At 45.7% G+C, this 22,117-nt stretch carries 18 protein-coding genes and 2 pseudogenes; 12 read left to right on the top strand and 8 right to left on the bottom strand.

What is annotated here, in order from left to right; genetic code table 11:
* Positions 1–43: 43 nt before the first annotated feature.
* The 10 genes and pseudogenes from H9625_RS08505 (at position 44) to galK (ending at position 10,228) form a co-directional block, all read left to right on the top strand.
* Positions 44–520 carry a cytidine deaminase gene (locus tag H9625_RS08505; protein WP_087211715.1) on the top strand — a complete coding sequence of 159 codons (477 nt, stop codon included), beginning with the start codon at positions 44–46 and terminating at the stop codon, positions 518–520.
* A gap of 126 nt (positions 521–646) precedes the next feature.
* Complete coding sequence (locus tag H9625_RS08510) at positions 647–829, top strand: hypothetical protein (RefSeq protein WP_191763897.1); 183 nt, start codon at positions 647–649, stop codon at positions 827–829.
* 255 nt (positions 830–1,084) lie between these two features.
* Positions 1,085–2,878, top strand: coding sequence for a TonB-dependent receptor plug domain-containing protein (locus H9625_RS08515; RefSeq protein WP_394354927.1), 1,794 nt, complete (start codon positions 1,085–1,087; stop codon positions 2,876–2,878).
* A 207-nt stretch (positions 2,879–3,085) separates the two neighbouring features.
* Positions 3,086–4,060, top strand: a complete 975-nt coding sequence (locus H9625_RS08520) for a DUF362 domain-containing protein (RefSeq protein ID WP_191763901.1) — start codon at positions 3,086–3,088, stop codon at positions 4,058–4,060.
* Between the two features lie 241 nt (positions 4,061–4,301).
* Positions 4,302–4,952: a hypothetical protein gene (locus H9625_RS08525; RefSeq protein ID WP_225226374.1), complete on the top strand. Its 651-nt coding sequence runs from the start codon at positions 4,302–4,304 to the stop codon at positions 4,950–4,952.
* Positions 4,953–4,978: 26 nt separating this feature from the next.
* Positions 4,979–6,280 carry a bifunctional folylpolyglutamate synthase/dihydrofolate synthase gene (locus tag H9625_RS08530; protein ID WP_191763903.1) on the top strand — a complete coding sequence of 434 codons (1,302 nt, stop codon included), beginning with the start codon at positions 4,979–4,981 and terminating at the stop codon, positions 6,278–6,280.
* Positions 6,281–6,369: 89 nt separating this feature from the next.
* On the top strand, positions 6,370–7,464 hold the full coding sequence (locus tag H9625_RS08535; RefSeq protein WP_087211720.1) for an aldose epimerase family protein: 1,095 nt from the start codon (positions 6,370–6,372) through the stop codon (positions 7,462–7,464).
* Between the two features lie 75 nt (positions 7,465–7,539).
* Positions 7,540–8,539, top strand: a pseudogene (locus H9625_RS08540) (MFS transporter); the annotation flags it as partial.
* Positions 8,540–8,736: 197 nt separating this feature from the next.
* Positions 8,737–9,027, top strand: a pseudogene (locus H9625_RS18000) (MFS transporter); the annotation flags it as partial.
* Positions 9,028–9,073: 46 nt separating this feature from the next.
* Entirely contained in the window at positions 9,074–10,228 is a 1,155-nt protein-coding gene (gene galK / locus H9625_RS08545; protein ID WP_022039158.1) for a galactokinase, read from the top strand.
* A gap of 159 nt (positions 10,229–10,387) precedes the next feature.
* Here the strand turns inward: galK and H9625_RS08550 are convergent, their stop codons facing one another.
* From H9625_RS08550 to H9625_RS08575, 6 genes are all read right to left on the bottom strand, one after another.
* A complete protein-coding gene (locus H9625_RS08550) occupies positions 10,388–10,660 on the bottom strand; it encodes a hypothetical protein (RefSeq protein ID WP_191763907.1) in 273 nt (90 codons plus the stop codon).
* 101 nt (positions 10,661–10,761) lie between these two features.
* Positions 10,762–11,064 (bottom strand): GNAT family N-acetyltransferase, encoded by a 303-nt coding sequence (locus tag H9625_RS08555; RefSeq protein WP_022039157.1) that lies wholly within the window; start codon positions 11,062–11,064, stop codon positions 10,762–10,764.
* 233 nt (positions 11,065–11,297) lie between these two features.
* A complete protein-coding gene (locus tag H9625_RS08560; RefSeq protein ID WP_022038607.1) occupies positions 11,298–12,257 on the bottom strand; it encodes a hypothetical protein in 960 nt (319 codons plus the stop codon).
* A gap of 153 nt (positions 12,258–12,410) precedes the next feature.
* Positions 12,411–13,463 carry a recombinase RecA gene (gene recA / locus H9625_RS08565; protein ID WP_022038606.1) on the bottom strand — a complete coding sequence of 351 codons (1,053 nt, stop codon included), beginning with the start codon at positions 13,461–13,463 and terminating at the stop codon, positions 12,411–12,413.
* A 114-nt stretch (positions 13,464–13,577) separates the two neighbouring features.
* Positions 13,578–14,027 carry a thioredoxin-dependent thiol peroxidase gene (bcp, locus tag H9625_RS08570; protein ID WP_191763908.1) on the bottom strand — a complete coding sequence of 150 codons (450 nt, stop codon included), beginning with the start codon at positions 14,025–14,027 and terminating at the stop codon, positions 13,578–13,580.
* Between the two features lie 110 nt (positions 14,028–14,137).
* The gene (locus H9625_RS08575) at positions 14,138–15,331 is read right to left on the bottom strand and encodes a saccharopine dehydrogenase family protein (protein ID WP_191763910.1); all 1,194 of its coding nucleotides are present in this window, start codon (positions 15,329–15,331) and stop codon (positions 14,138–14,140) included.
* A 140-nt stretch (positions 15,332–15,471) separates the two neighbouring features.
* Here H9625_RS08575 and H9625_RS08580 point away from each other — a divergent pair, with 140 nt between their 5' ends.
* Complete coding sequence (locus tag H9625_RS08580) at positions 15,472–16,281, top strand: META domain-containing protein (RefSeq protein WP_191763912.1); 810 nt, start codon at positions 15,472–15,474, stop codon at positions 16,279–16,281.
* A gap of 115 nt (positions 16,282–16,396) precedes the next feature.
* Here H9625_RS08580 and H9625_RS08585 read toward each other — a convergent pair whose 3' ends face one another.
* Complete coding sequence (locus H9625_RS08585) at positions 16,397–19,150, bottom strand: outer membrane beta-barrel protein (protein WP_191763914.1); 2,754 nt, start codon at positions 19,148–19,150, stop codon at positions 16,397–16,399.
* Positions 19,151–19,480: 330 nt separating this feature from the next.
* Here H9625_RS08585 and dnaK point away from each other — a divergent pair, with 330 nt between their 5' ends.
* Positions 19,481–21,397 (top strand): molecular chaperone DnaK, encoded by a 1,917-nt coding sequence (gene dnaK, locus H9625_RS08590; RefSeq protein WP_013617574.1) that lies wholly within the window; start codon positions 19,481–19,483, stop codon positions 21,395–21,397.
* Positions 21,398–21,684: 287 nt separating this feature from the next.
* Here the strand turns inward: dnaK and H9625_RS08595 are convergent.
* Positions 21,685–22,117: group II intron maturase-specific domain-containing protein (locus H9625_RS08595; protein WP_317173095.1), on the bottom strand; the 433-nt coding region annotated here is incomplete at its 5' end.

Below are 22,117 nucleotides of genomic sequence, written 5' to 3' on the forward strand. Positions count from 1 at the left end.
ATCTCCTTTTTTTTCTGTTTATTTGTACAAAAATACAAAGCTTATGAGAAATTTCCGTATCGAAATCCCCGTATGCGCCTGCTCGTACGATGAGCTAAGCGAAGCAGACCGCCAACTGATAGATGCTGCCAAAGAAGCTACCTCCCAAAGCTATGCTCCCTATTCGCATTTTGCCGTAGGGGCCGCAGCATTACTCGAAGACGGCACAGTCGTCACTGGTTCCAACCAAGAAAATGCTGCTTATCCCTCGGGTACTTGTGCCGAACGCACTACCCTGTTCTATGCCAACTCGCACTATCCCGATCAAGGGGTAAAGGCACTTGCCATAGCTGCCCGAAATACTCAAGGATTCCTCGACTCGCCCATTCCTCCCTGTGGGGCATGCCGACAGGTATTGCTCGAAACCGAACGACGCTACAGCCTCCCGATACGCATTTTGCTGTATGGTGTACGCGAGACTTATTGCCTGCAAGGCGTCAAAAGCCTGCTCCCTCTCTCTTTTGGCGCAGAATTTCTGTAAGCCCGGTCATATTTCCTTTTTAATGAATAATGCGAATCAGGAGTTAGACGTAGTTATGTTTCACAGGAGTTATCACTTCGTTCAGAAGTTATACTTCACGCGGTATTTATTTTGTGCATTTTGTATATGCCACGTAGTAGAGACGATGTGCACATCGTCTCTACTACGTGGCGCAAAAAGGTATTGGCATCTAACTTCCAGCCCGCCCTGTGGGCGATAACTACCTATAACTCCCTTTTAACTCCTGATTGGCATGAATATCCGCATTTTGTCCCTACACAGGATGTTTGCGGATATTCAATCCCCTGATTTCTTCGTTCATGATAAGTCCACCATAGTATTATATATCATGCGAATTACATACAAGCAGACACAAGCGTAATCCGGGTTGCAAAATCCGTAATATGTATAAAAAAGATACATTTTTCTGTTTTATCTTTGCACATCGAAAACAACAACCATTCAAACGAAACAAAGATGAAACAGAAACTGATTTTACCCATCTTGGCTTACAGCCTGCTTCCGACGGCTCTTAATGCCACAGAACTTACAGACTCATTGAAGATGCGGCACAACTATATACTGGAAGAAACGGTAGTGACCGGCACACGAAACGCGACGGATATCCGCCACCTTCCCATGACCATTTCGATAGTAAACCGCACCCAACTGGAAAACCGTTACCAGCCTTCCGTGCTTCCGGCACTGACCGAGCAAGTTCCGGGGCTTTTCGTTACCAGCCGGGGCGTAATGGGATATGGCGTATCTACCGGTGCAGCCGGAGGCATCAGCCTGCGCGGCATGTCGGGAAGCGCACAGATGCTGGTGCTCATCGACGGGCATCCGCAATACATGGGACTTTTCGGGCATCCTATTTCCGATGCCTACCAGACCATGCTTGCCGAGCGGGTGGAAGTGTTGCGCGGACCGGCATCGGTGCTTTACGGTTCCAATGCCATGGGGGGAGTCATCAACATCGTCACACGGAAAATGCAGGAAGACGGCGTGAAGACGAACATCAATTTAGGAGGCGGCTCGTATGGGACAGCACAGGCAGAAGCGACCAACCGCGTGAAGAAAGGACGGTTCAGCAGCACCGTATCGGCATCGTATATCCGCACCGACGGACACCGCCCCGACATGGCGTTCGAGCAATATGGAGGCTATGCCAAATTAGCATACGACTTTAACCCGAACTGGAAGCTATGGGGAGATGTCAACGTGACCCACTTCAACGCTTCCAATCCCGGAGAGGTTTCCGACCGGCTTTTCGACAACGACTCACGGATTACAAGAGGAATGGCTTCGGCTATGCTGGAGAACCGGTACGAACGGACTTCGGGCGCACTGAGCTTCTTCTACAACTGGGGAAGGCACAAGATAAACGACGGATACCATGCCGGCGAAGAGCCGCAAACCTCCCTCTTCCACTCGAAAGACCTGATGATGGGCGTGTCGTGGTATCAGAGCGCCGAGCTTTATACGGGCAACCGCCTGACCTTGGGCTTCGACTACCAACACTTCGGCGGAGAATCGTGGAACGAAGCCATAGCCGACGGAGCACGCACACCGGGCGTAGACAAGAAGCAAGACGAGTTTGCCGGTTACGTCGATTTCCGTCAGGACATCGGAACATGGCTCTCGCTCAACGTAGGATTACGTGTCGACCACCACTCACACGTAGGCACCGAACTGGTTCCACAAGGCGGGCTTGCCTTCCACCTGCCCAAGAACACCGAACTGAAAGCCATGGTGAGCAAAGGTTTCCGCAACCCTACCATCCGCGAAATGTATATGTTCCCGCCACAGAATCCCGACCTGAAGCCGGAACGGATGATGAACTACGAGCTTTCGTACACCCAGCACCTTTTAGACGGTGCCCTGAGCTACGGCGTAAACCTCTATTATATCAACGGAGACAACCTGATTATGACGACTCCTGTAGACGGACGCCCCCACAACGTCAACTCGGGCGAAATTGAGAACTGTGGAGCGGAAGGGAACATTACCTACCGCATCAACCGTCAATGGAACGTAAACGCCAACTACAGCTGGGTGCACATGGAACATCCGGTCATCTCGGCTCCGGAGCACAAGCTGTATGCCGGCGCCGACTTCCGGCAAGGAAGCTGGGGCGTGTCGACCGGCATCCAGTACATCAAAGGGCTATATACCTCCGTCAGCCCTGCCAGTACCGAGGACTTCGTGCTTTGGAACTTGCGTGCCAGCTACCGCCTGTGCCCGTATGCCTCGCTCTTTGTGCGCGGCGAGAACCTCTTGGCACAACGCTACGAAATCATGGCTGGCTATCCCATGCCGAAAGCCACATTCTTGGGAGGAATCCATATCCATTTCTAATCCCATATAAATGTCCGGATTATGCCAGATATATCACTTTCCAAACGAATATATACTTCGAAAGCAGTTTCAGTATATATGAAACTGCCTTCGAAGATAACTGCATCGGCAAAGGCAGTATATATTCGTTTTCGAATACCATTACATGGGTCAATTACAGGCATTATATAACGAAAGAATTCTATTTACCCTAAAATAAAACAAAACATGAAAAAGACATTTCAAACTTTAATCTGCGCGGCATTCACACTGGCAAGCACCATCGGATGCGGACATGCGCAATCCTCGGAAAACAAGGCTGCCGAGAGCAGCGAGAACCTTCCGAAAGTGTATTTCTACAAAGAAATCAATTCAGAGAACTTGGTCAAAATCTACGAAGCCTTAGGGCGTGAAGCCAAGGGGAAAGTGGCGGTAAAGCTCAGCACCGGCGAACCGGGCGGACACAACTTCCTTCAGCCCGCATTGATAAAAGACCTGGTGCAGAAAGTGAACGGCACTATCGTAGAATGTAATACCGCCTACGGAGGGAAGCGCGGAGATACCCAGAGCCACCTGCAAGCGGCTAAAGACCACGGCTTCACCGCCATCGCCCCGGTGGACATCATGGATGCCGAAGGAGAAACGGAATTGCCGGTTACAGGCGGCAAGCACCTGAAATCGGATATCGTAGGGAAGAATTACCTGAACTATGACTTTACCGTTGTACTCTCCCACTTCAAAGGACATGCCATGGGAGGATTCGGGGGTGCCATCAAGAACATCTCCATCGGCATCGCCTCGTCGAACGGGAAACGGAACATCCACTCCGCAGGTGCCAGCACGACCAGCTGGGGCAATCCGGAACAAGATGACTTTCTGGAATCCATGGCAGAAGCCGCCAAGGCGGTTATCGACCATTGCGGAGAAAACATTCTCTACATCAGCGTGGCCAACAACCTCTCGGTGGATTGCGATTGCGACTCCTCTCCTGCCGATCCTCAAATGGGCGACATCGGCATCCTTGCCTCGCTCGACCCCGTCGCATTGGACAAAGCTTGTACCGACCTGGTCCGCTCTTCGAAAGACCACGGGAAAATTCACCTGATAGAGCGCATCGACTCGCGCCACGGCATGCACACCCTCGACTATGCCGAACAATTAGGCATCGGAAGCCAGAAATATGAATTGGTAGAGCTGGACTAATCCGATACTTTCCAGAATAGCATAAACTCATTGGCCGGTGAAGATAGCTGTATAAGAACGCATCTCATCGGCTCAAACTACACTTCTCCTCAAAGCCTGGAAAACATTCCACAAAAGGATGTTTTACGTTATATGAATTCCGCATTTATTTTACGTTAATCTCCGTTAATCTCCGTTTCTGTCTTTCTCCTACTGGCAGATTATCTGTATCTTTGAACTGGTAAATAAAAAAGGAGTGATTATGATGAAGCGAAGTTGGTTTGTTTTTATAACGGTTATCTGCTTGTCTGCCACGGTAAAAGCGCAAACCGAACAACAACCTGACATACAGGCTAAGCAGGACGTACGTGCCCTACCCGACTCATTGCAAGCCGACACGTTAAGCGTAGCTTTGCAATCGCCCGTGAGCTTTTCTTCGCCGTTCCGCCCTTTCAGCATGTATGGCATCACGCCTTTCGACTACAACTATGCCACATGGGAGCTGCATAAAGGATTCAATGCTTCCATCGGACTGAATGTCACATTCAGCCCCAGCCGCTATGCGCCTTCGGGTGTGGGGTTCGGCCAAGATGCCGCTTTCATGTATGCCGTGCCTATCAACAGCCGGCTGAGCATAGCGGGAGGATTATATGCCACCAACATGGACTGGGGATTCTTGCGCTACCGCAATGTGGGCATTGCCGCCGTGGCTGCTTACCAGCTGACCGACAAAATCAGCATCTATGCATACGGCAACAAATCGTTCATGCCCAACCGTATGCCTTACTGGTATCCCCTACCCAACTATACGCCCGACCGCATTGGTGGAATGATTAACTTCAAACTGGGCGAAAGCAGTTCGTTCAGTATCGGCATCGAAGGCCGGAAAAATGATTACCCGTGGTGGTATTAAACCAGGAACTAATTTGCTATATAAAGATGAATTACCAAGAAACTCTTACCTATTTATATAATAGTGCCCCTTTGTTTCAGCAAGTAGGCAAAGACGCATACAAGGAAGGACTTGAAAACACATACGCATTAGACGAATATTTCGGCCATCCGCACCAGCAATTCCGCACCATCCATGTAGCGGGAACAAACGGAAAAGGGTCTTGTTCGCACACATTGGCAGCCATCCTGCAATCGGCAGGTTACCGGGTAGGGCTTTACACTTCGCCCCACTTAACGGATTTCCGCGAACGAATCCGGATAAACGGCGTGCCCGTACCAGAAGAATTCGTCATCGGTTTCGTGGAAAAACACCGTCATTTCTTCGAACCTCTGCATCCGTCGTTTTTCGAGTTGACCACCGCCATGGCTTTTCATTATTTCGCCCGGCAAGCGGTAGACGTAGCGGTCATCGAAGTCGGGTTAGGCGGACGGCTGGATTGCACCAACATCATCCATCCGGATGTATGCGTCATCACCAACATCAGCTTCGACCATATACAGTTCTTAGGCAATACATTGGCCAAGATAGCAGGAGAAAAAGCAGGCATCATCAAACCTGGCACTCCCGTAGTCATCGGCGAAACGACTTCGGAAACCAAACCTGTATTTGCCGAGAAAGCCGCATCGGTAAACGCTCCCATCGTATTTGCCGAAGAAGAACACCTATTGATAAATGCCACCCATACCGACGACGGGCATTATTTATATCAAACTCAGGACTATGCCAACTTGAAAGGAGAGCTGGGCGGCTTGTGCCAGGAAAAGAATACCAACACACTTCTTTCCGCTATCCGCCAACTGAGGAAAGCCGGTTACCGCTTCACGGATGCGGACGTGCGCAACGGTTTTGCAAATGTGTGCGAACTGACCGGACTGCAAGGACGCTGGCAACGGTTATCAAGCCATCCTGCCGTCATATGCGACACAGGACATAACGTAGGCGGTATCCAATACATCGTCCGCCAACTGGCATGCCAGCATTACCGCAAGCTTCACATCGTTATCGGAATGGTAAACGACAAGGATATACACGGCGTGCTCGCCCTCTTGCCTACCGATGCGACATACTATTTCACACAAGCCAGCGTGAAACGCGCGTTGCCTGCCGAAGAAATGCAAAAGCAAGCCTCGGCATTCGGATTGCGCGGCAAAAGCTACCCGAATGTAAAGATTGCTTTAGAAACCGCCTTAACAAAAGCCAGCCCCGAAGATTTGATTTTCGTAGGAGGAAGCAGCTTTATTGTTGCCGATTTATTATCTACTTGCCAAACATCACGAAATAATTAACAAAATTGCTTGTATATCTTGAATAAAATCTTTTTATTTGCATACATTTTATAGAAGTAACATCATATAAAGAAAGGATATTCAAGATCATGATTAACACATTTTATTATGAAAATAACCTTTGCGGAGTAAAGCGAAGCGATTTTCAACGTACAATCGATGGTAAAGAAGTTGATTTATTCATTCTGAAGAATGACAAAGGTGCCGAAATGGCAGTAACCAACTACGGAGGAGCTTTAGTGGCTATTATGGTTCCGGACAAGAACGGCAAGCTTGCCAACGTGATTCAAGGACACGACACACTGGACGGAGTTATCCATAGCCCCGAATCGTTCTTAAGTACACTTATCGGACGGTATGGCAACCGAATCGCCAAAGGTAAATTCCAATTGAACGGAAAAGAATACCAACTGGCAATAAACAATGGTCCCAACTCGCTTCACGGAGGTCCCACAGGTTTTCATTCACGCGTATGGGATGCCGAGCAGACCAGCAAACAAAGCCTTACTTTAAGTTATCTGTCAAAAGACGGTGAAGAAGGCTTCCCCGGCAACTTGAAAGTTCAAGTCATCTACACGTTTACCAACGAAAACGAATTTATCCTTACCTACACAGCTACGACCGACCGTACGACATTAGTCAATCTTACCCATCATGCATTTTTCAGTTTGTCGGGTCTGGAGAAACCAACCCCCAGTGTAGAAAACAATATTCTTACCCTTAATGCCGATTTCTACGTACCCATAGATGAATATTCTATCCCTACGGGAGAAATTTTAAAGGTTGCTGATACTCCGATGGATTTCCGTATGCCTCATAGTGTAGGCAGCCGTATCAATGAACCGTTCCAACAATTGATATACGGCAAGGGATACGACCATACGTATATTGTCAATAAAAAGGAAGTGGGTGAATTGGCATTTGCAGCCAAATGCGTAGAACCTCAAAGCGGACGTTCGCTTGAAGTATATACGACAGAACCGGGCGTGCAAGTATATACGGCAAACTGGCAAGGCGGCTTTGCAGGCTGGCATGGCGCAACCTTCCCCGAACGCAGTGCCATCTGTTTCGAAGCACAACACTTCCCCGACACACCTAATAAGCCACATTTCCCGTCAGCAGTATTGAATCCGGGTGAAACCTATCATCAGGTTACGGTGTATAAATTCGGAGTAGAAGCTTGATAAGCCATCAATTAAGAAAATTCTTAGATTTATCTTGAAAACTAATGTATTACTAACCTTTTTTAATATTAAACCATGAATCAACAAAAACAGAACGGCAATCTCATCGCAATTATTACCATGTTTTTTCTTTTTGCGATGATCTCTTTCGTTACCAATCTTGCCGCCCCGTTCGGCACGATTTGGAAAAATCAATATGCGGGAGCTAATACATTAGGCATGATGGGGAACATGATGAACTTCCTCGCCTATCTTTTCATGGGTATTCCAGCGGGAAACATGCTGGTGAAAATCGGCTATAAGAAAACAGCCCTGATAGCAATGGCAGTAGGTTTCTTAGGCTTGTTCACCCAATATCTTTCCAGCCTGGTGGGTGCCGATGTAGATGTATTCAACATGGGTGCATACGCCATCAAGCTGAACTTTATCATCTACCTGCTGGGCGCGTTTATCTGCGGTTTTTGCGTATGTATGCTCAATACCGTCGTCAACCCGATGCTGAATCTGTTGGGCGGAGGCGGAAACAAAGGAAACCAGCTCATTCAAGCCGGTGGTGCTCTAAACTCTCTGTCGGGAACCTTGACTCCGCTATTTGTAGGTGTACTCATTGGAACCGTTACTCCAGAAACGGCAATGTCGGACGTAACTCCCTTGCTTTTCATTGCAATGGGCGTATTTGTACTTTCTTTCATCGCCATTTCATTTGTAGCGATTCCTGAACCCCATCTACACAAAGGGAATGTAAAAGAAGAAAAATTCAGCCACAGCCCTTGGAATTTCCGTCATACCGTATTAGGCGTATTCGGCATTTTCGTATATGTAGGCATCGAAATCGGTATTCCGGGCACCCTGAACTTCTACCTTGCCGATTCTTCTGACAAAGGTGCAGGCATCCTCTTCAATGGTGCAGCCATCGGTGGAGCCATTGCAGCCATTTACTGGTTACTGATGTTGGTAGGTCGTCTTACGAGTACAATCATCAGCGGCAAGGTATCTACCCGTACCCAATTGATTACGGTATCCAGTGTAGCTATCCTGTTTATTCTGTGTGCCATATTCATCCCGAAGACTGTAGGTATCAACGTACCGAAAGTCGTTTACGACCCTATTGCCAAAACTTCTGAAATCTTGACCGAAGCAGGCGTATCAGAAAACGAAATCAGCCTGATTCTTGCCGACACATCTTCAGAAAACCTTCAAAAGTATGAATCAACGCTGTCGGCCGCTAATTTGACACAAGCTGACATCGAAGGTTCACTGGCTACTCCGAAAGTCCCGATAAGTGCCTTATTCCTCGTACTTTGTGGATTATGCACTTCCATCATGTGGGGAGGAATCTTCAACCTTGCCGTAGAAGGGTTGGGCAAATACACTGCGCAAGCATCGGGTATCTTCATGATGATGGTTGTAGGTGGAGGTATCTTCCCACTCCTTCAGCAGGTTATTTCAGATTCAGTCGGCTATATGGCAAGCTACTGGTTGATTATCGCCATGCTGGCATACCTGTTATTCTACGGACTGATAGGCTGCAAGAACGTAAACAAAGACATACCCGTTGACTGATTTTAATTACAGCATATTTTATTAACCCTTTAATTTTTATATTACCATGGATATAGATTTTGTAAGAAGTCGTTTCATCAAACATTTCGATGGAACAACAGGAGCTATTTATACTTCTCCGGGACGTATCAATCTGATAGGCGAACATACAGACTACAATGGCGGATATGTATTCCCCGGCGCAGTAGACAAAGGCATCACAGCCGAAATAAAGCCTAATGGTACGGATAAAGTACACGCTTATTCCATCGACCTGAAAGATTATGTAGAATTCGGATTGAATGAAGAAGATGCCCCGAAAGCCAGCTGGGCACGTTATATTTTCGGAGTATGTCGCGAAATGATCAAACGCGGAGTAGATGTAAAAGGTTTCAATACCGCTTTTGCAGGCGATGTACCTTTAGGTGCCGGCATGTCTTCTTCGGCTGCACTCGAATCAACTTTTGCCTTTGCCTTGAACGAAATATTTGGCGACAATAAGATAGACAAGTTCGAATTGGCAAAAGTAGGACAGGCTACCGAACATAACTATTGCGGTGTAAACTGCGGTATCATGGACCAGTTTGCTTCTGTATTCGGAAAAGAAGGTCATCTGATGCGTCTAGACTGCCGCTCATTGGAATATAAATATTATCCGTTCCGTCCGGAAGGCTATCGCCTGGTATTGGTAGACTCAGTTGTAAAACACGAACTGGCATCATCTGCATATAACAAACGCCGTCAAAGTTGCGAGAATGTTGTAGCTGCCATCAAGAAGAACCATCCTGAAATAGAGTTCCTACGTGACTGCAACATGGATATGCTGAACGAAGTGAAAGAAACAGTCAGCCAGGAAGACTATATGCGTGCTGAATATGTTATTGAAGAAATCCAACGTGTACTTGACGTATGTGATGCGTTGGAACGCAACGACTACGAAACAGTAGGCCAAAAAATGTATGAAACCCATCACGGCATGAGCAAATTATATGAAGTAAGCTGTGAAGAACTGGATTTCCTCAACGACATTGCTTTCGATTGCGGTGTAACCGGTTCGCGTGTCATGGGTGGAGGCTTCGGAGGCTGCACCATCAATCTTGTAAAGAACGAGTTATACGAAACATTCATCACAACAGCGAAAGAACGCTTCAAAAAGAAATTCGGACGTTCGCCCAAAGTATATGATGTAGTGATTAGTGACGGTTCGCACAGAGTTTGCTAATCTTTATTATGCAGAGGGTGCGTCAAAACGAAATGACTAATCAAATATATTGATACCTAAAAAGGTCGTATCAAATCTTCATTTAGAAAGAATGATACGACCTTTTTTATCCTTTAGAATGCTCACAATCTTAGAAACCGAATTTCACAAAAAATATTTTTAACTTGATGTTTCGTGTGGATTAGGGCGATTTTTTAATTCCTTTTTGCTTCTGTTCTTTGCCAAATGACCTGCAATCTCCCTCATCCCAGCCAGCACATGATAAGAAGCTGTTTTGAATTTCTCCAAAAAGTTTTTCTTGGCTTGATGTATCCGTTTCCGTGTGTGCTTTGGGCGATTTTTTGGTCCTTTTCGCTCCTGTTCTTCGTCAGATAGCCCGCTATCTTCCTCATCACAGAAGCGAAAATGCCTCAAAAACTCATCCCAAATCATCGCACGATAAATTCAAAACAGCTTCTAAATTCAAAAACAGTTTTTAAAATTGAAAGTTCATATTTCAAAAATTGAATTTTGCCCCCTATTCTTTACTTCTCTTATAAGGCGCAAGTACCACTTCCTGCATAATCCGCGCTGATTTCGCCTTGATATTCAGGATGCCTTTGCAACCATCGTACAGCATAAGAACATGTAGCAACGGGCTTTAAACCCTTATTCCGAGCATAATCGTATGCAGTTTTCACCAACATTGAGGCAATGCCTCTTCCACCAATCGCTTCCGGTACAAGTGTATGGCGAATATCCAAATGATCTTTACCCAATACATAAGCCATATCTGCCTTATAGCCATCAACTTCTACCCAAAACTTTCTCTGCGCTTCATCATGATGTACTTCCATAATCTTATATTTTTTAAAAGGTTACGTTTGCAAGATATAAAAAAAATTGGATATTTCCGTGCACGCTCACAAAAAAATAAGAATAATCAGCCCCTGCTTTACAACATACTTTTACCTACCAGCTAAAAATGTAAAAAATAGAATATAAAAACACGAAAAACACCGAGAGAAAACGTCAATTATCCATTGAAAAAACGGTGTTTTTCGTGTCTTTGTACTCCAAACATACTTTCTTACTGCATGGCTTTTGCCAAGTTTTCCACTAACTGCGGGTCGGACAAATCAGCTTTACCAAACAATACATAAGAAAAATTGTCTGCCAATACTTCTTCCGGATCAATGGCATACGCTGTATTCTTACCTATCCGTTCTTGAAAGTCAGAAACTTGCTCAGGAGCATAAATCGTAGTTATTCCGTTTTGCTGGTAAGGTATAAATTGTTCATTCAAAGGTACAAGCCCTATTTGTATATATTGATTTAAAGAACCCTCTGTATAAGCCCTATCGGTATAAATCACCATGGCACAATTCATTGACTTACCATCTATTGTAAATGGTGCATAACTGTCATGACAACTTACATCCGGATTGGAAATAAGTTTTTGCATCAAATCGGCAGGGAAAACAATCGGACGGTCAAGTACATTAAATCCAATTACAGAATAAACCTTTTTCTTGAATGCAACATCTGCCCTTGTCAAAAGATGGAAAAGTTCATGTGCTATAAGACGTGCCAAATCATCATCTGACGCTTTTTCCAAAACCTGTTCACCGATAGCTATCCAATTCTCACGAGTATAAGCAGCCGCTCCTCCTTCTTCTGCCATAGAAGTTTTCAACAAAATCACTTCGGAAGGAAAAGGAAGTTTCAACTTCTGTTTTTTGATAGCCGCCTCTACTGCCATAAATGCTTTATTCAATTTTGACCGGTCTGCATCGCCCCATTCGCGAGTTGACTCCATAGCCAATGTCAATAATTGTGACTTCCTTCCGTTTAGGGACTGAAGGCGCGCATTGATATCGAACTGGTTCCAGCTGTTAGTATATTGGTCTATGTCGGTAATAAGCATCTGTGCTTCTGCCCGCGTAGCAAAACGATAAGGTATATCGGCCGAAACTTTCTGAGCCTTGCCGGCAACAGCCAACAGCAAAGCACCGACAGTAAAAAGCAGATGTGTCAATTTCATATTCATAATTAGATAGATTAAAAAAGGGAAACCGTCCTCCCTGCCCGAAGATGACGGTCCACCTTCTATATTGGTATTACATTTTATTCTATTGAATATCCGCAATCAATCTTCATCTAACTTTTATCTCTCAAAATAAGACTGGCGGACATTTTCATATTATTCTTTATCCTTCAAAGCTGAAAAGATAAGCTCTTCCAATTCATCAGCCAGTTCGGGATTATCCTGAATACACTGCTTGGCAGCATCACGTCCTTGCCCCAACTTAGTATCGTTATAGCTATACCATGAACCACTTTTCTTGATAATGCCCAATTCTGACCCCAAATCGATAATCTCTCCACTGTGCGAGATACCTTCACCGAACATGATGTCAAACTCTGCCTTGCGGAAAGGAGGAGCGACCTTGTTCTTCACCACTTTCACACGCACCTGGTTTCCGATTACATCTTCCCCGTCTTTCAATTGGGAGATACGGCGGATATCCAAACGTACGGAAGCATAAAACTTCAAGGCATTTCCTCCGGTAGTAGTTTCGGGATTGCCAAACATTACGCCTATCTTCTCGCGCAACTGGTTGATGAAAATACACGTGGTATTGGTCTTGCTGATAGCCGAAGTCAGCTTGCGCAAAGCCTGCGACATCAAGCGTGCCTGCAGTCCGACTTTATTGTCGCCCATATCACCTTCAATCTCTGCCTTCGGAGTAAGGGCAGCCACCGAGTCGATAACAATAATATCGATAGCCGATGAGCGAATCAACTGTTCGGCGATTTCCAATGCCTGTTCGCCGTTATCCGGTTGGGAAATCCACAGATTGTCAATGTCTACTCCCAACTTTGCCGCATAGAAACGGTCGAACGCATGTTCAGCATCAATAAATGCCGCAATACCTCCATTCTTTTGTGCTTCCGCAATGGCATGGATGGCAAGTGTCGTTTTTCCCGAAGATTCTGGTCCGTAGATTTCAATAATACGTCCTTTGGGATAACCTCCTACCCCCAATGCCGCATTCAAGGCGATAGAGCCGGTAGGAATGACTTCCACTTCTTCCACATGGTCATCACCCATTTTCATTATCGACCCTTTACCAAAATTTTTTTCTATCTTATCCATTGCAGCCTGCAATGCCTTTAACTTCTCGCTGTTATTCGGTTTCGAAGAAGCACTTTCTACCCCTCCTTCAAATGCCAATTCATCTTTCTTTGCCATACCTTATTCTTTTAGTTGACTAGGTATCAGGTACTAGTTGACCAGGCTCTAAATACATAAGTAAAACTATTTAAAACCTAGTACCTAGTCAACTGGTACCTCGTACCTTCATGATTATTTTAATATCTGCGCCGCATGGTCTTTTGTCTTCACCTCTTTCGGAGAGATGACACGCTCTACGACACCTTCTTCGTTGATAATAAATGTCGTACGGAACGTGCCCATATACTTGCGGCCGCACATGCTCTTCTCACCCCATGCGCCAAATTTCTCGGTCAGTTTATGTTCCGTATCAGCAATCAGCGTAAAGGGAAGCTGGTTTTTCTCAATAAACTTCTGGTGCGACTTTTGGTCGTTGATGCTTACACCTACCACTTCATAACCTGCCTTGCGCAGTTCATCGTAATTGTCACGCAGGTTGCATGCCTGAGCGGTGCAGCCCGAGGTCATGTCTTTCGGATAGAAATAAAGCACCACTTTACGCCCTTTGTAATCGCTCAAATGTATTTCTTTCCCGTTTTGGTCCACGCCCAATAAATCGGGAGCCTTGTCGCCTACAATCATTTCTTTAATTAATAATGAATAGTTAATAATGAATAGTGACATCCCCAATGAATAACTAACAACGAAGCAAATCCCGTTAATTAATTATTCATTGTTAATTATTCACTGAATTACAGTTCCAAATCGCCGTCGAATACCTCATGCCACGGCAAGCCGTTCTTGTTCAGTTCGTCCATAAACGGATCTGGGTCGAATTCTTCCACGTTCCATACACCCGGACGCTTCCACAAGCCTTTCACGAACATCATCGCGCCAATCATCGCCGGAACACCCGTCGTATAGCTTACGCCTTGCATGCCGGTTTCCTTGTAGGCTTCCTGATGCGAGCAGTTGTTATATACATAATAGGTGCGCTCCTTACCGTCCTTAATACCCCGGATGCGGCATCCGATAGACGTTTCGCCTTCGTAATTCTCGCCCAGGTCTTGCGGATTAGGCAGCACTGCCTTCAAGAACTGGAGCGGCACGATTTCCATTCCGTTATAATTAATCGGCTCGATGCTTGCCATGCCGATATCCTGAATCACACGCAGGTGGGTCAGGTATTCCTGGCCGAAGGTCATCCAGAAGCGGGCACGCTTGATGGTCGGGAAATTCTTCACCAACGACTCCAGTTCCTCGTGATAAAGCAAATACGAGTCACGCGGACCGATATTGGGATAAGTCAAATCCTTATGGATTTCCAGCGGCTTGGTGGTAATCCACTTCCCGTCCTCGTAATAACGTCCGTTCTGGGTAATCTCGCGGATGTTGATTTCGGGATTGAAGTTGGTGGCGAAAGCCTTATGATGGTTGCCCGCATTGCAGTCTACGATATCCAAGTACTGGATTTCGTCGAAATGATGCTTTGCTGCGTATGCCGTGTATATACCGCTTACCCCCGGATCGAAGCCGCAACCTAAGATAGCGGTCAACCCGGCATCCTCGAAACGTTTCTTATATGCCCATTGCCAGCTATATTCGAAGTGAGCCACGTCTTTCGGCTCATAATTTGCCGTGTCCAGATAATTCACGCCCGCTTTCAGGCAAGCTTCCATAATCGTCAGGTCCTGATATGGAAGAGCCACATTAATAACGATTTCGGGGTTAAACCCATTGAATAAAGCCACCAGTTCGTCTACATTGTCTGCATCTACCTTAGCGGTCTTGATGTTGGGATTGCCGATTGCTTTTACAATTGCATCGCACTTCGACTGGGTACGGCTGGCAATCATCACTTCCGTAAACACCTCGGGATGTTGAGCCACTTTGTGTGCAACCACGGTACCTACACCGCCTGCACCGATAATCAATACTTTACTCATTTCTTATTTTTCAGATTTAATGCCCGGTAAACGTTACCGTTCACCCTGCAAAGATATAAATTTTTCCGAAACTTCATGCAGTATTCCGAGTATATCCGTATTTTTGTAATAGCAAACTATCTAAAACAAGGACAAAATTTATGAAGAAAGTAGTTTTAAAAGCAGCTGTCCTGCTTTGTGCAGGCATAGGAATGAGTGCATGTAAAAGTAGCAAACAAGCCGTACAGCCTATTGACCTGACGGGAGAATGGAACATCGTAACGGTAAACGGCGATAAAATCAATGCTGCCAACACACCATTTATCGGACTGGACATGAAAGAAAAACGAGTATACGGGAATGCCGGATGCAACCGGATGACAGGAAGTTTCGAGATAGACTCATTACATCCGGGGAAGATACAGTTCGGACAAATAGGAACGACCCGTATGATGTGTCCGGATATAGAAACAGAAAGCAAAGTATTGCAAGCATTGGACAACGTAACGGGATACACCGAAACAGACCAGGGCTTAAGCCTGACCGATGCAGAAGGCAAAGCACTTATGACACTGGAGAAACGCCAGCTTCCCGCTTTTTCCATCAATGACCTAAACGGTGAATGGATTGTCAGTGCCATCGGCAATACACAACTTGGCAAAACCGAAAACACGCCGTTCCTAGCTTTCGATATCGAACAGAAACGGGTACACGGCAATGCCGGTTGTAATGTTATCAATGGAAGTTTCTCGCAAGAAGAAGGCAAAGATAACTCGTTGAAATTCTCACAAATGATTTCCACGATGATGGCTTGCCCTGATATGGAAACTGAACGTCAGATTCTGGAAGCACTGAGCAAAGTGAACAGCTTCTCTTCCAGCCAAGACCAAACCCTCGCCCTGCTGGACGAAAATGGTACCGAAATTCTGACGCTGACACGCAACACAGGTGAAAAGCTTTCGGGCAACTAATCACTTGACTGCAACACGGCTTGATGTTGATTGCATGGTGGATTGCACCTATATTCATCTAAAAAACTCAAATCGTAACCGCATCCACCTCAATCCGCATCAAGCTGCGTTTCTTTCACTTCATACGCTCGAAACGATAAATGAAAGAAACCATGGCATACCCTCTCAATTGTTCTTCATACCGTTCGCTGAAAGCCGTAGCACTGGCATAACGCGTAAAGCTTTTCCGCTGGCTCAGGATATCTGCCCAGTAAACTGACAATTCTCCTCGCCTCTCTTTCAAGAACTTCCACGAAATTTTCAAGTTCCACAAAAGTTCATTATCGCTTTTTCCATCCATACCGGTTCCACTACGGAATACATAACCGGCATCTGTACTTACCATGAAATGAAACGGCAAATTAACCGAACTTTCTATGCCGCACGTATAGTTCCGGGTATACGTATTACGGTTCTGTAACGAGTTCTTCGATTGGTAAAATGTCCATGTACCAGTCAAATCAATATTGCCCCACGACGGCAAGTAAGCCAACCGCACATTACTGCTCAATGTAGTAGCCCCCGTCACACTCCGGCTATTCCGAGTCCCGTCTTCATTGATTAAACTCACGTTGCGGTCGTATCCTCCCGAAGCATTTATGTTCACATGAAATTGCTTGATGCGCTTGTCGTAATACCCGTTTCCCATAATCCCCCAATTACCGTTAATATTAACCGGAAGAGTCTCGCGTCCTCCTGTCTCTCTATCATAATAGGTAGCACGCGTCACCGCGTTGAAAGTCTGATTCCACATAAGCGAAGCCATAAAACCTTTTTGGAAATTGTTGAATATCGCATGCATCGAATGCCGGTACGAAGGACGCAAGTGCGGATTGCTCCGGCGAATATACAAGGGCGAACTGTAATCGGTAGGTGCCATCATATCTTCCAACCGAGGCTGCGAAGTATTCCCGTTATAACTTAACACAAAAAAACGTCCGTCTTTCTGGTACGAAAAACTCAGTTGCGAACGCCATTCTACCGAACGTACCACTGTATCAGCATAATGTTCGCCCGTAGCCTGTTCAATAGAACGGCGTTGGGGAGTCATGTCCACACTTGCCACCATTCCCCAAACTTCATCCGTATAGTTGTAACGAAATGAAAGATTATGTCCAAGGGTACGACTATGACTTCTTGTACGCAGACTATCCACCTCATCCACTTCATATCCTTCCGGCAAAGCACCTAAGACAAAATGCCCGGTTTCCCGACGAGACAAATCATAAGTCATACCGTCTAAACGTTCATAATCATTCTCTAATCCGTACGAAAACTGTATATGTGATTTCTTGGTAAAAGCATGTGTATAGCCCAAACGCACTTCATCATTCATCGAGCTTTGAGGCGTATGGCGGTACTGGTTCTGATAATAAAGCGAATCACCTCCCGACACATTCTGCAATTGGTAATAGTCTATAGAAGAAAGTGTATAAGCATGCTGGCGGTTCTTTTGATAAGTATGGTTGACATCAAGGCTTAAAAAATCTCCCTTCGTGCCGATTTTCTGCACCAGTTCCAGGCGCAAATCATAATTGAAACGTTTGCCTCGCCCCAAAGTTTGCTGACGGTTGTCGTTTATCCACATCTCCCTGCCTATCTCGTCAATATGGGCAAAAGGTGCTTTCGTATCAGCATCCAGAGGAGCATTGAAAGTAGCGGTACGGCTTTCGTTCCGGCTTTCATCATCGCCATAACCTCCCATAGCAGAAAAGATAAGAGTGGTCTGCTTGCTGATATCCCAGTTCATATCGAAACGTCCATTCGTATTCTGGTTCTTCCCCAACTGATCATTTTCCGACAAAAGATACTGATTACCACTACTCAAGTATTGTTCACTATATGTCCCTGATTGCCCTCCGTCACGGTTATACATGTAATTGACATTTCCCGACAGACTTAATCCTTCTTTCACATTCTTCGAAACATTCAGGTTGACCGAATTGGAAATGTTGTCTTCATCAGCGGTGGTAGAATTGCGGTTAGTCGAACGTGCGCTTACCATAAAATTATCCCCATTCTCTTTAAAACGCATCATCCTGCCATTCAGATCACGACGTTTGTGCGTGCCATAACCAGCTTCAATATTTGCCAGCAGGGTTCCATTAAACTCCCGTTTGGTTTGCAAGTCGAGCACATAATTTTTCTCATTCGATTTCATGCCGGTAATCTTTTCCTGTTCTGTCGGTTTGTCATACACTTTCAGCTGGCTGACAAATCTAACAGGCAGGTTTTCCAGAACCACATCTTTGTTTCCACGGAAAAAGTCTTTCCCGTTTACCGTAATCTGCCGAATAGGATAGCCGTTAAATTTCATTTCTCCGCTCTTCGAATCATACGACAACCCAGGGATGCGCCGTACCAAGGCTTCCAAATATGAACCTTCGGGAGTAGGAAATGCCGCTACATTGTAAATGGTAGTATCTCCCTTCTGTTCCATCGGTTTAAGTGGAGCTGTCACTACCACTTCCGAGAGACGTAAAGCTTCATCATGCATCCGCAACGTTCCCAACCGGATAGTATCTCCCACTTCATCAAGTACTTTCAGCAAAGGAACACATCCGGTAAATGAAGCCCTCAATAAATAGCCGATTTTACTTTTTCTCTTGAAGTCTAGACAAAAATGTCCACTGGTATCCGTAACCACACCTTTCACCAAGAGCGTATCCGGTAAACGAAAAACCGCCACGTTGGCATATGAAAGAGGTTCTTCATGATTCCCGTTTTCCAATACCAACCGTCCGGTCACTATCTGATGTTGAGCTTGTGCGGCTGTTATTCCCAAGAACCATCCGATTGTTATATATATAATAAGGTATAGATATTTCATGACTCTTTTGCTAACGAAAGGGCAAAAATAACGAAAAACCCGACACATCCGCATTAATAAAGTCTAAATCGAACAGTAACAACCTGCCAATACTGCATTGGCCAATACTGCATTGATATCCGGTTCGAAAAAGCCACAATCTGCACTTCTATCCGACACACTGTCTAAGCATATCTACTTAGCTTGTCAGTTTCGACCGACATTTTGTCAGTCCACACAAAACAAAACAAAGGACTTTTACGCTTGGCACAGCATTTGCTTACTAATAAGCGTAACGCTTCGGTGTTACAAAATCAACTTAATTAGCAAACAAATAAAAAAAATACAATTATGGGAAAGATTATTGGTATTGACTTAGGAACTACAAACTCATGTGTAGCAGTATTCGAAGGTAACGAACCGGTTGTGATTGCCAACAGCGAAGGCAAACGCACCACTCCTTCAGTCGTAGCATTCGTAGACGGCGGCGAACGTAAAGTGGGTGACCCCGCTAAGCGTCAGGCTATCACGAACCCGAAACGTACAGTATATTCTATCAAACGTTTCATGGGTGAAACATACGACCAAGTTCAGAAAGAAATCTCTCGTGTTCCTTATCAAGTAGCAAGAGGAGAAAACAATACACCGCGTGTAGACATTGACGGACGTCTGTACACTCCGCAGGAAATTTCAGCCATGATTCTTCAGAAGATGAAGAAAACCGCTGAAGATTATCTGGGTCAGGAAGTAACCGAAGCCGTTATTACCGTTCCGGCATACTTCTCAGACTCACAGCGTCAGGCTACGAAAGAAGCCGGACAGATTGCAGGACTGGACGTGAAACGTATCGTTAACGAACCGACCGCAGCCGCTTTGGCATACGGTGTCGACAAAGCCAACAAGGACATGAAAGTAGCTGTGTTCGACCTCGGTGGCGGTACATTCGATATTTCAATATTGGAATTCGGTGGCGGCGTATTCGAAGTATTGGCAACCAATGGTGATACACACCTGGGTGGTGATGACTTCGACCAAGCTATCATCAATTGGCTGGTTCAAGAGTTCAAGAACGATGAAGGTGCCGACCTGACTACTGACCCGATGGCTATGCAACGTCTGAAAGAGGCAGCTGAAAAAGCAAAGATTGAATTGTCTTCTTCTTCATCTACCGAAATCAACTTGCCGTACATCATGCCGGTAGCCGGTGTGCCCAAGCACTTGGTTAAGACATTGACTCGTGCTAAATTCGAACAATTGACCCACGATTTAATCCAGGCTTGTCTGGAGCCGTGCAAGAAAGCCATGAGCGATGCAGGCTTGAGCAACTCGGATATCGACGAAGTCATCCTTGTAGGTGGTTCTTCACGTATCCCGGCAGTTCAGCAACTGGTTCAAGACTTCTTCGGTAAAGTTCCTTCAAAAGGTGTAAACCCGGATGAAGTAGTAGCCGTAGGTGCAGCTATTCAGGGTGCCGTATTGAACAAAGAAGCTGGTGTAGGCAACATCGTATTGCTGGATGTCACTCCGTTGACCTTGGGTATCGAAACCATGGGCGGTGTCATGACCAAACTGATTGACGCCAACACGACTATCCCGTGCAAGAAGAGCGAAGTATTCTCTACGGCAGCCGATAACCAGACCGAAGTGACCATCCACGTATTGCAAGGCGAACGTCCGATGGCAGCACAGAACAAGTCAATCGGTCAGTTCAACTTGACAGGTATCGCTCCGGCACGCCGTGGTGTTCCCCAGATTGAGGTTACATTCGATATCGATGCCAACGGTATTCTGAAAGTATCTGCCAAAGATAAGGCTACCGGCAAGGAACAGGCCATCCGTATCGAAGCTTCCTCTGGCTTGAGCAAAGAAGAAATCGAACGTATGAAAGCCGAAGCATCTGCCAATGCAGAAGCCGATAAGAAGGAACGTGAGAAAGTAGATAAGCTGAATCAGGCAGACAGCTTGATTTTCACCACCGAAAATCAGTTGAAAGACCTTGGCGACAAGATTCCTGCCGACAAGAAAGCTCCTATCGAAGCCGCTCTTCAGAAATTGAAAGATGCCCACAAGGCTCAGGATTTGGCAGGCATAGACGCCGCAAGCGCAGAACTGCAGGCTGCCTTCCAAGCCGCAAGTGCTGAAATGTACGCACAGACCGGTGCTCAAGGCGGTGCACAAGCAGGTCCTAACGCTGGTCAGGCAAACAACAGCCAAAGCACAAACAACAAAGACAATGTGCAGGATGCGGATTTTGAAGAGGTGAAGTAAGTATCAGTAAACAACGATAACCAATCATAGGGGAATAGGGTGTAGCTCAATGAGTTATGCCCTATTTTATTTTGTCAACGTACCCATTTCCATAATTACGCCCCGACTTTAGAGCAGTATCCCTAAAGGCAAAACTGCTACAGCGCGGTAAGCATTCGATAAACTAACAAGTTTTAAACCTTTATAATCGAGTAGGAGGTAAACACTAATCATAGGTGTTTATCTCCTATTTTCATGTTTACCGACCTCTCACACCACCGTACGTGCCGTTCGGCATACGGCGGTTCCTATTTTGGGTACCATTCGAGATACGAGCCCATTAAGGTAGGATATCCTGCCTTTCGTAGGCTCTCCTTATTTATCGCCACCTTCAATATAGGACTATCAGCAATACGCCAATAACCTTTGCGAGTGTTACCCCATTCACATGCCTTGTATTTTCCAATACCACATTTAATGAGGTTTGCCACCTTGGTCTTGGGGGTCTTCCAAGCTTTCCATATACACATGCGTATTCTCCGTCTTAACCACTCATCAGTATCAAGAAGAAAACGTTTCATATCGGCAAGGTGATAGTATCCAATCCACCCACGTATGTAATCTTTCAGCTTCTGTTTCCTCTTAACATATCCCCATCCGTTGCTACGATTCGTCAGTTCTTTGAGTCTTGATTTCATCTTGGATTTGGACTTCGGATGTACTGTGAGGCGGCATTTGCCT

The organism is Phocaeicola intestinalis, assembly GCF_014837065.1.
Lineage (GTDB): Bacteria > Bacteroidota > Bacteroidia > Bacteroidales > Bacteroidaceae > Phocaeicola > Phocaeicola intestinalis.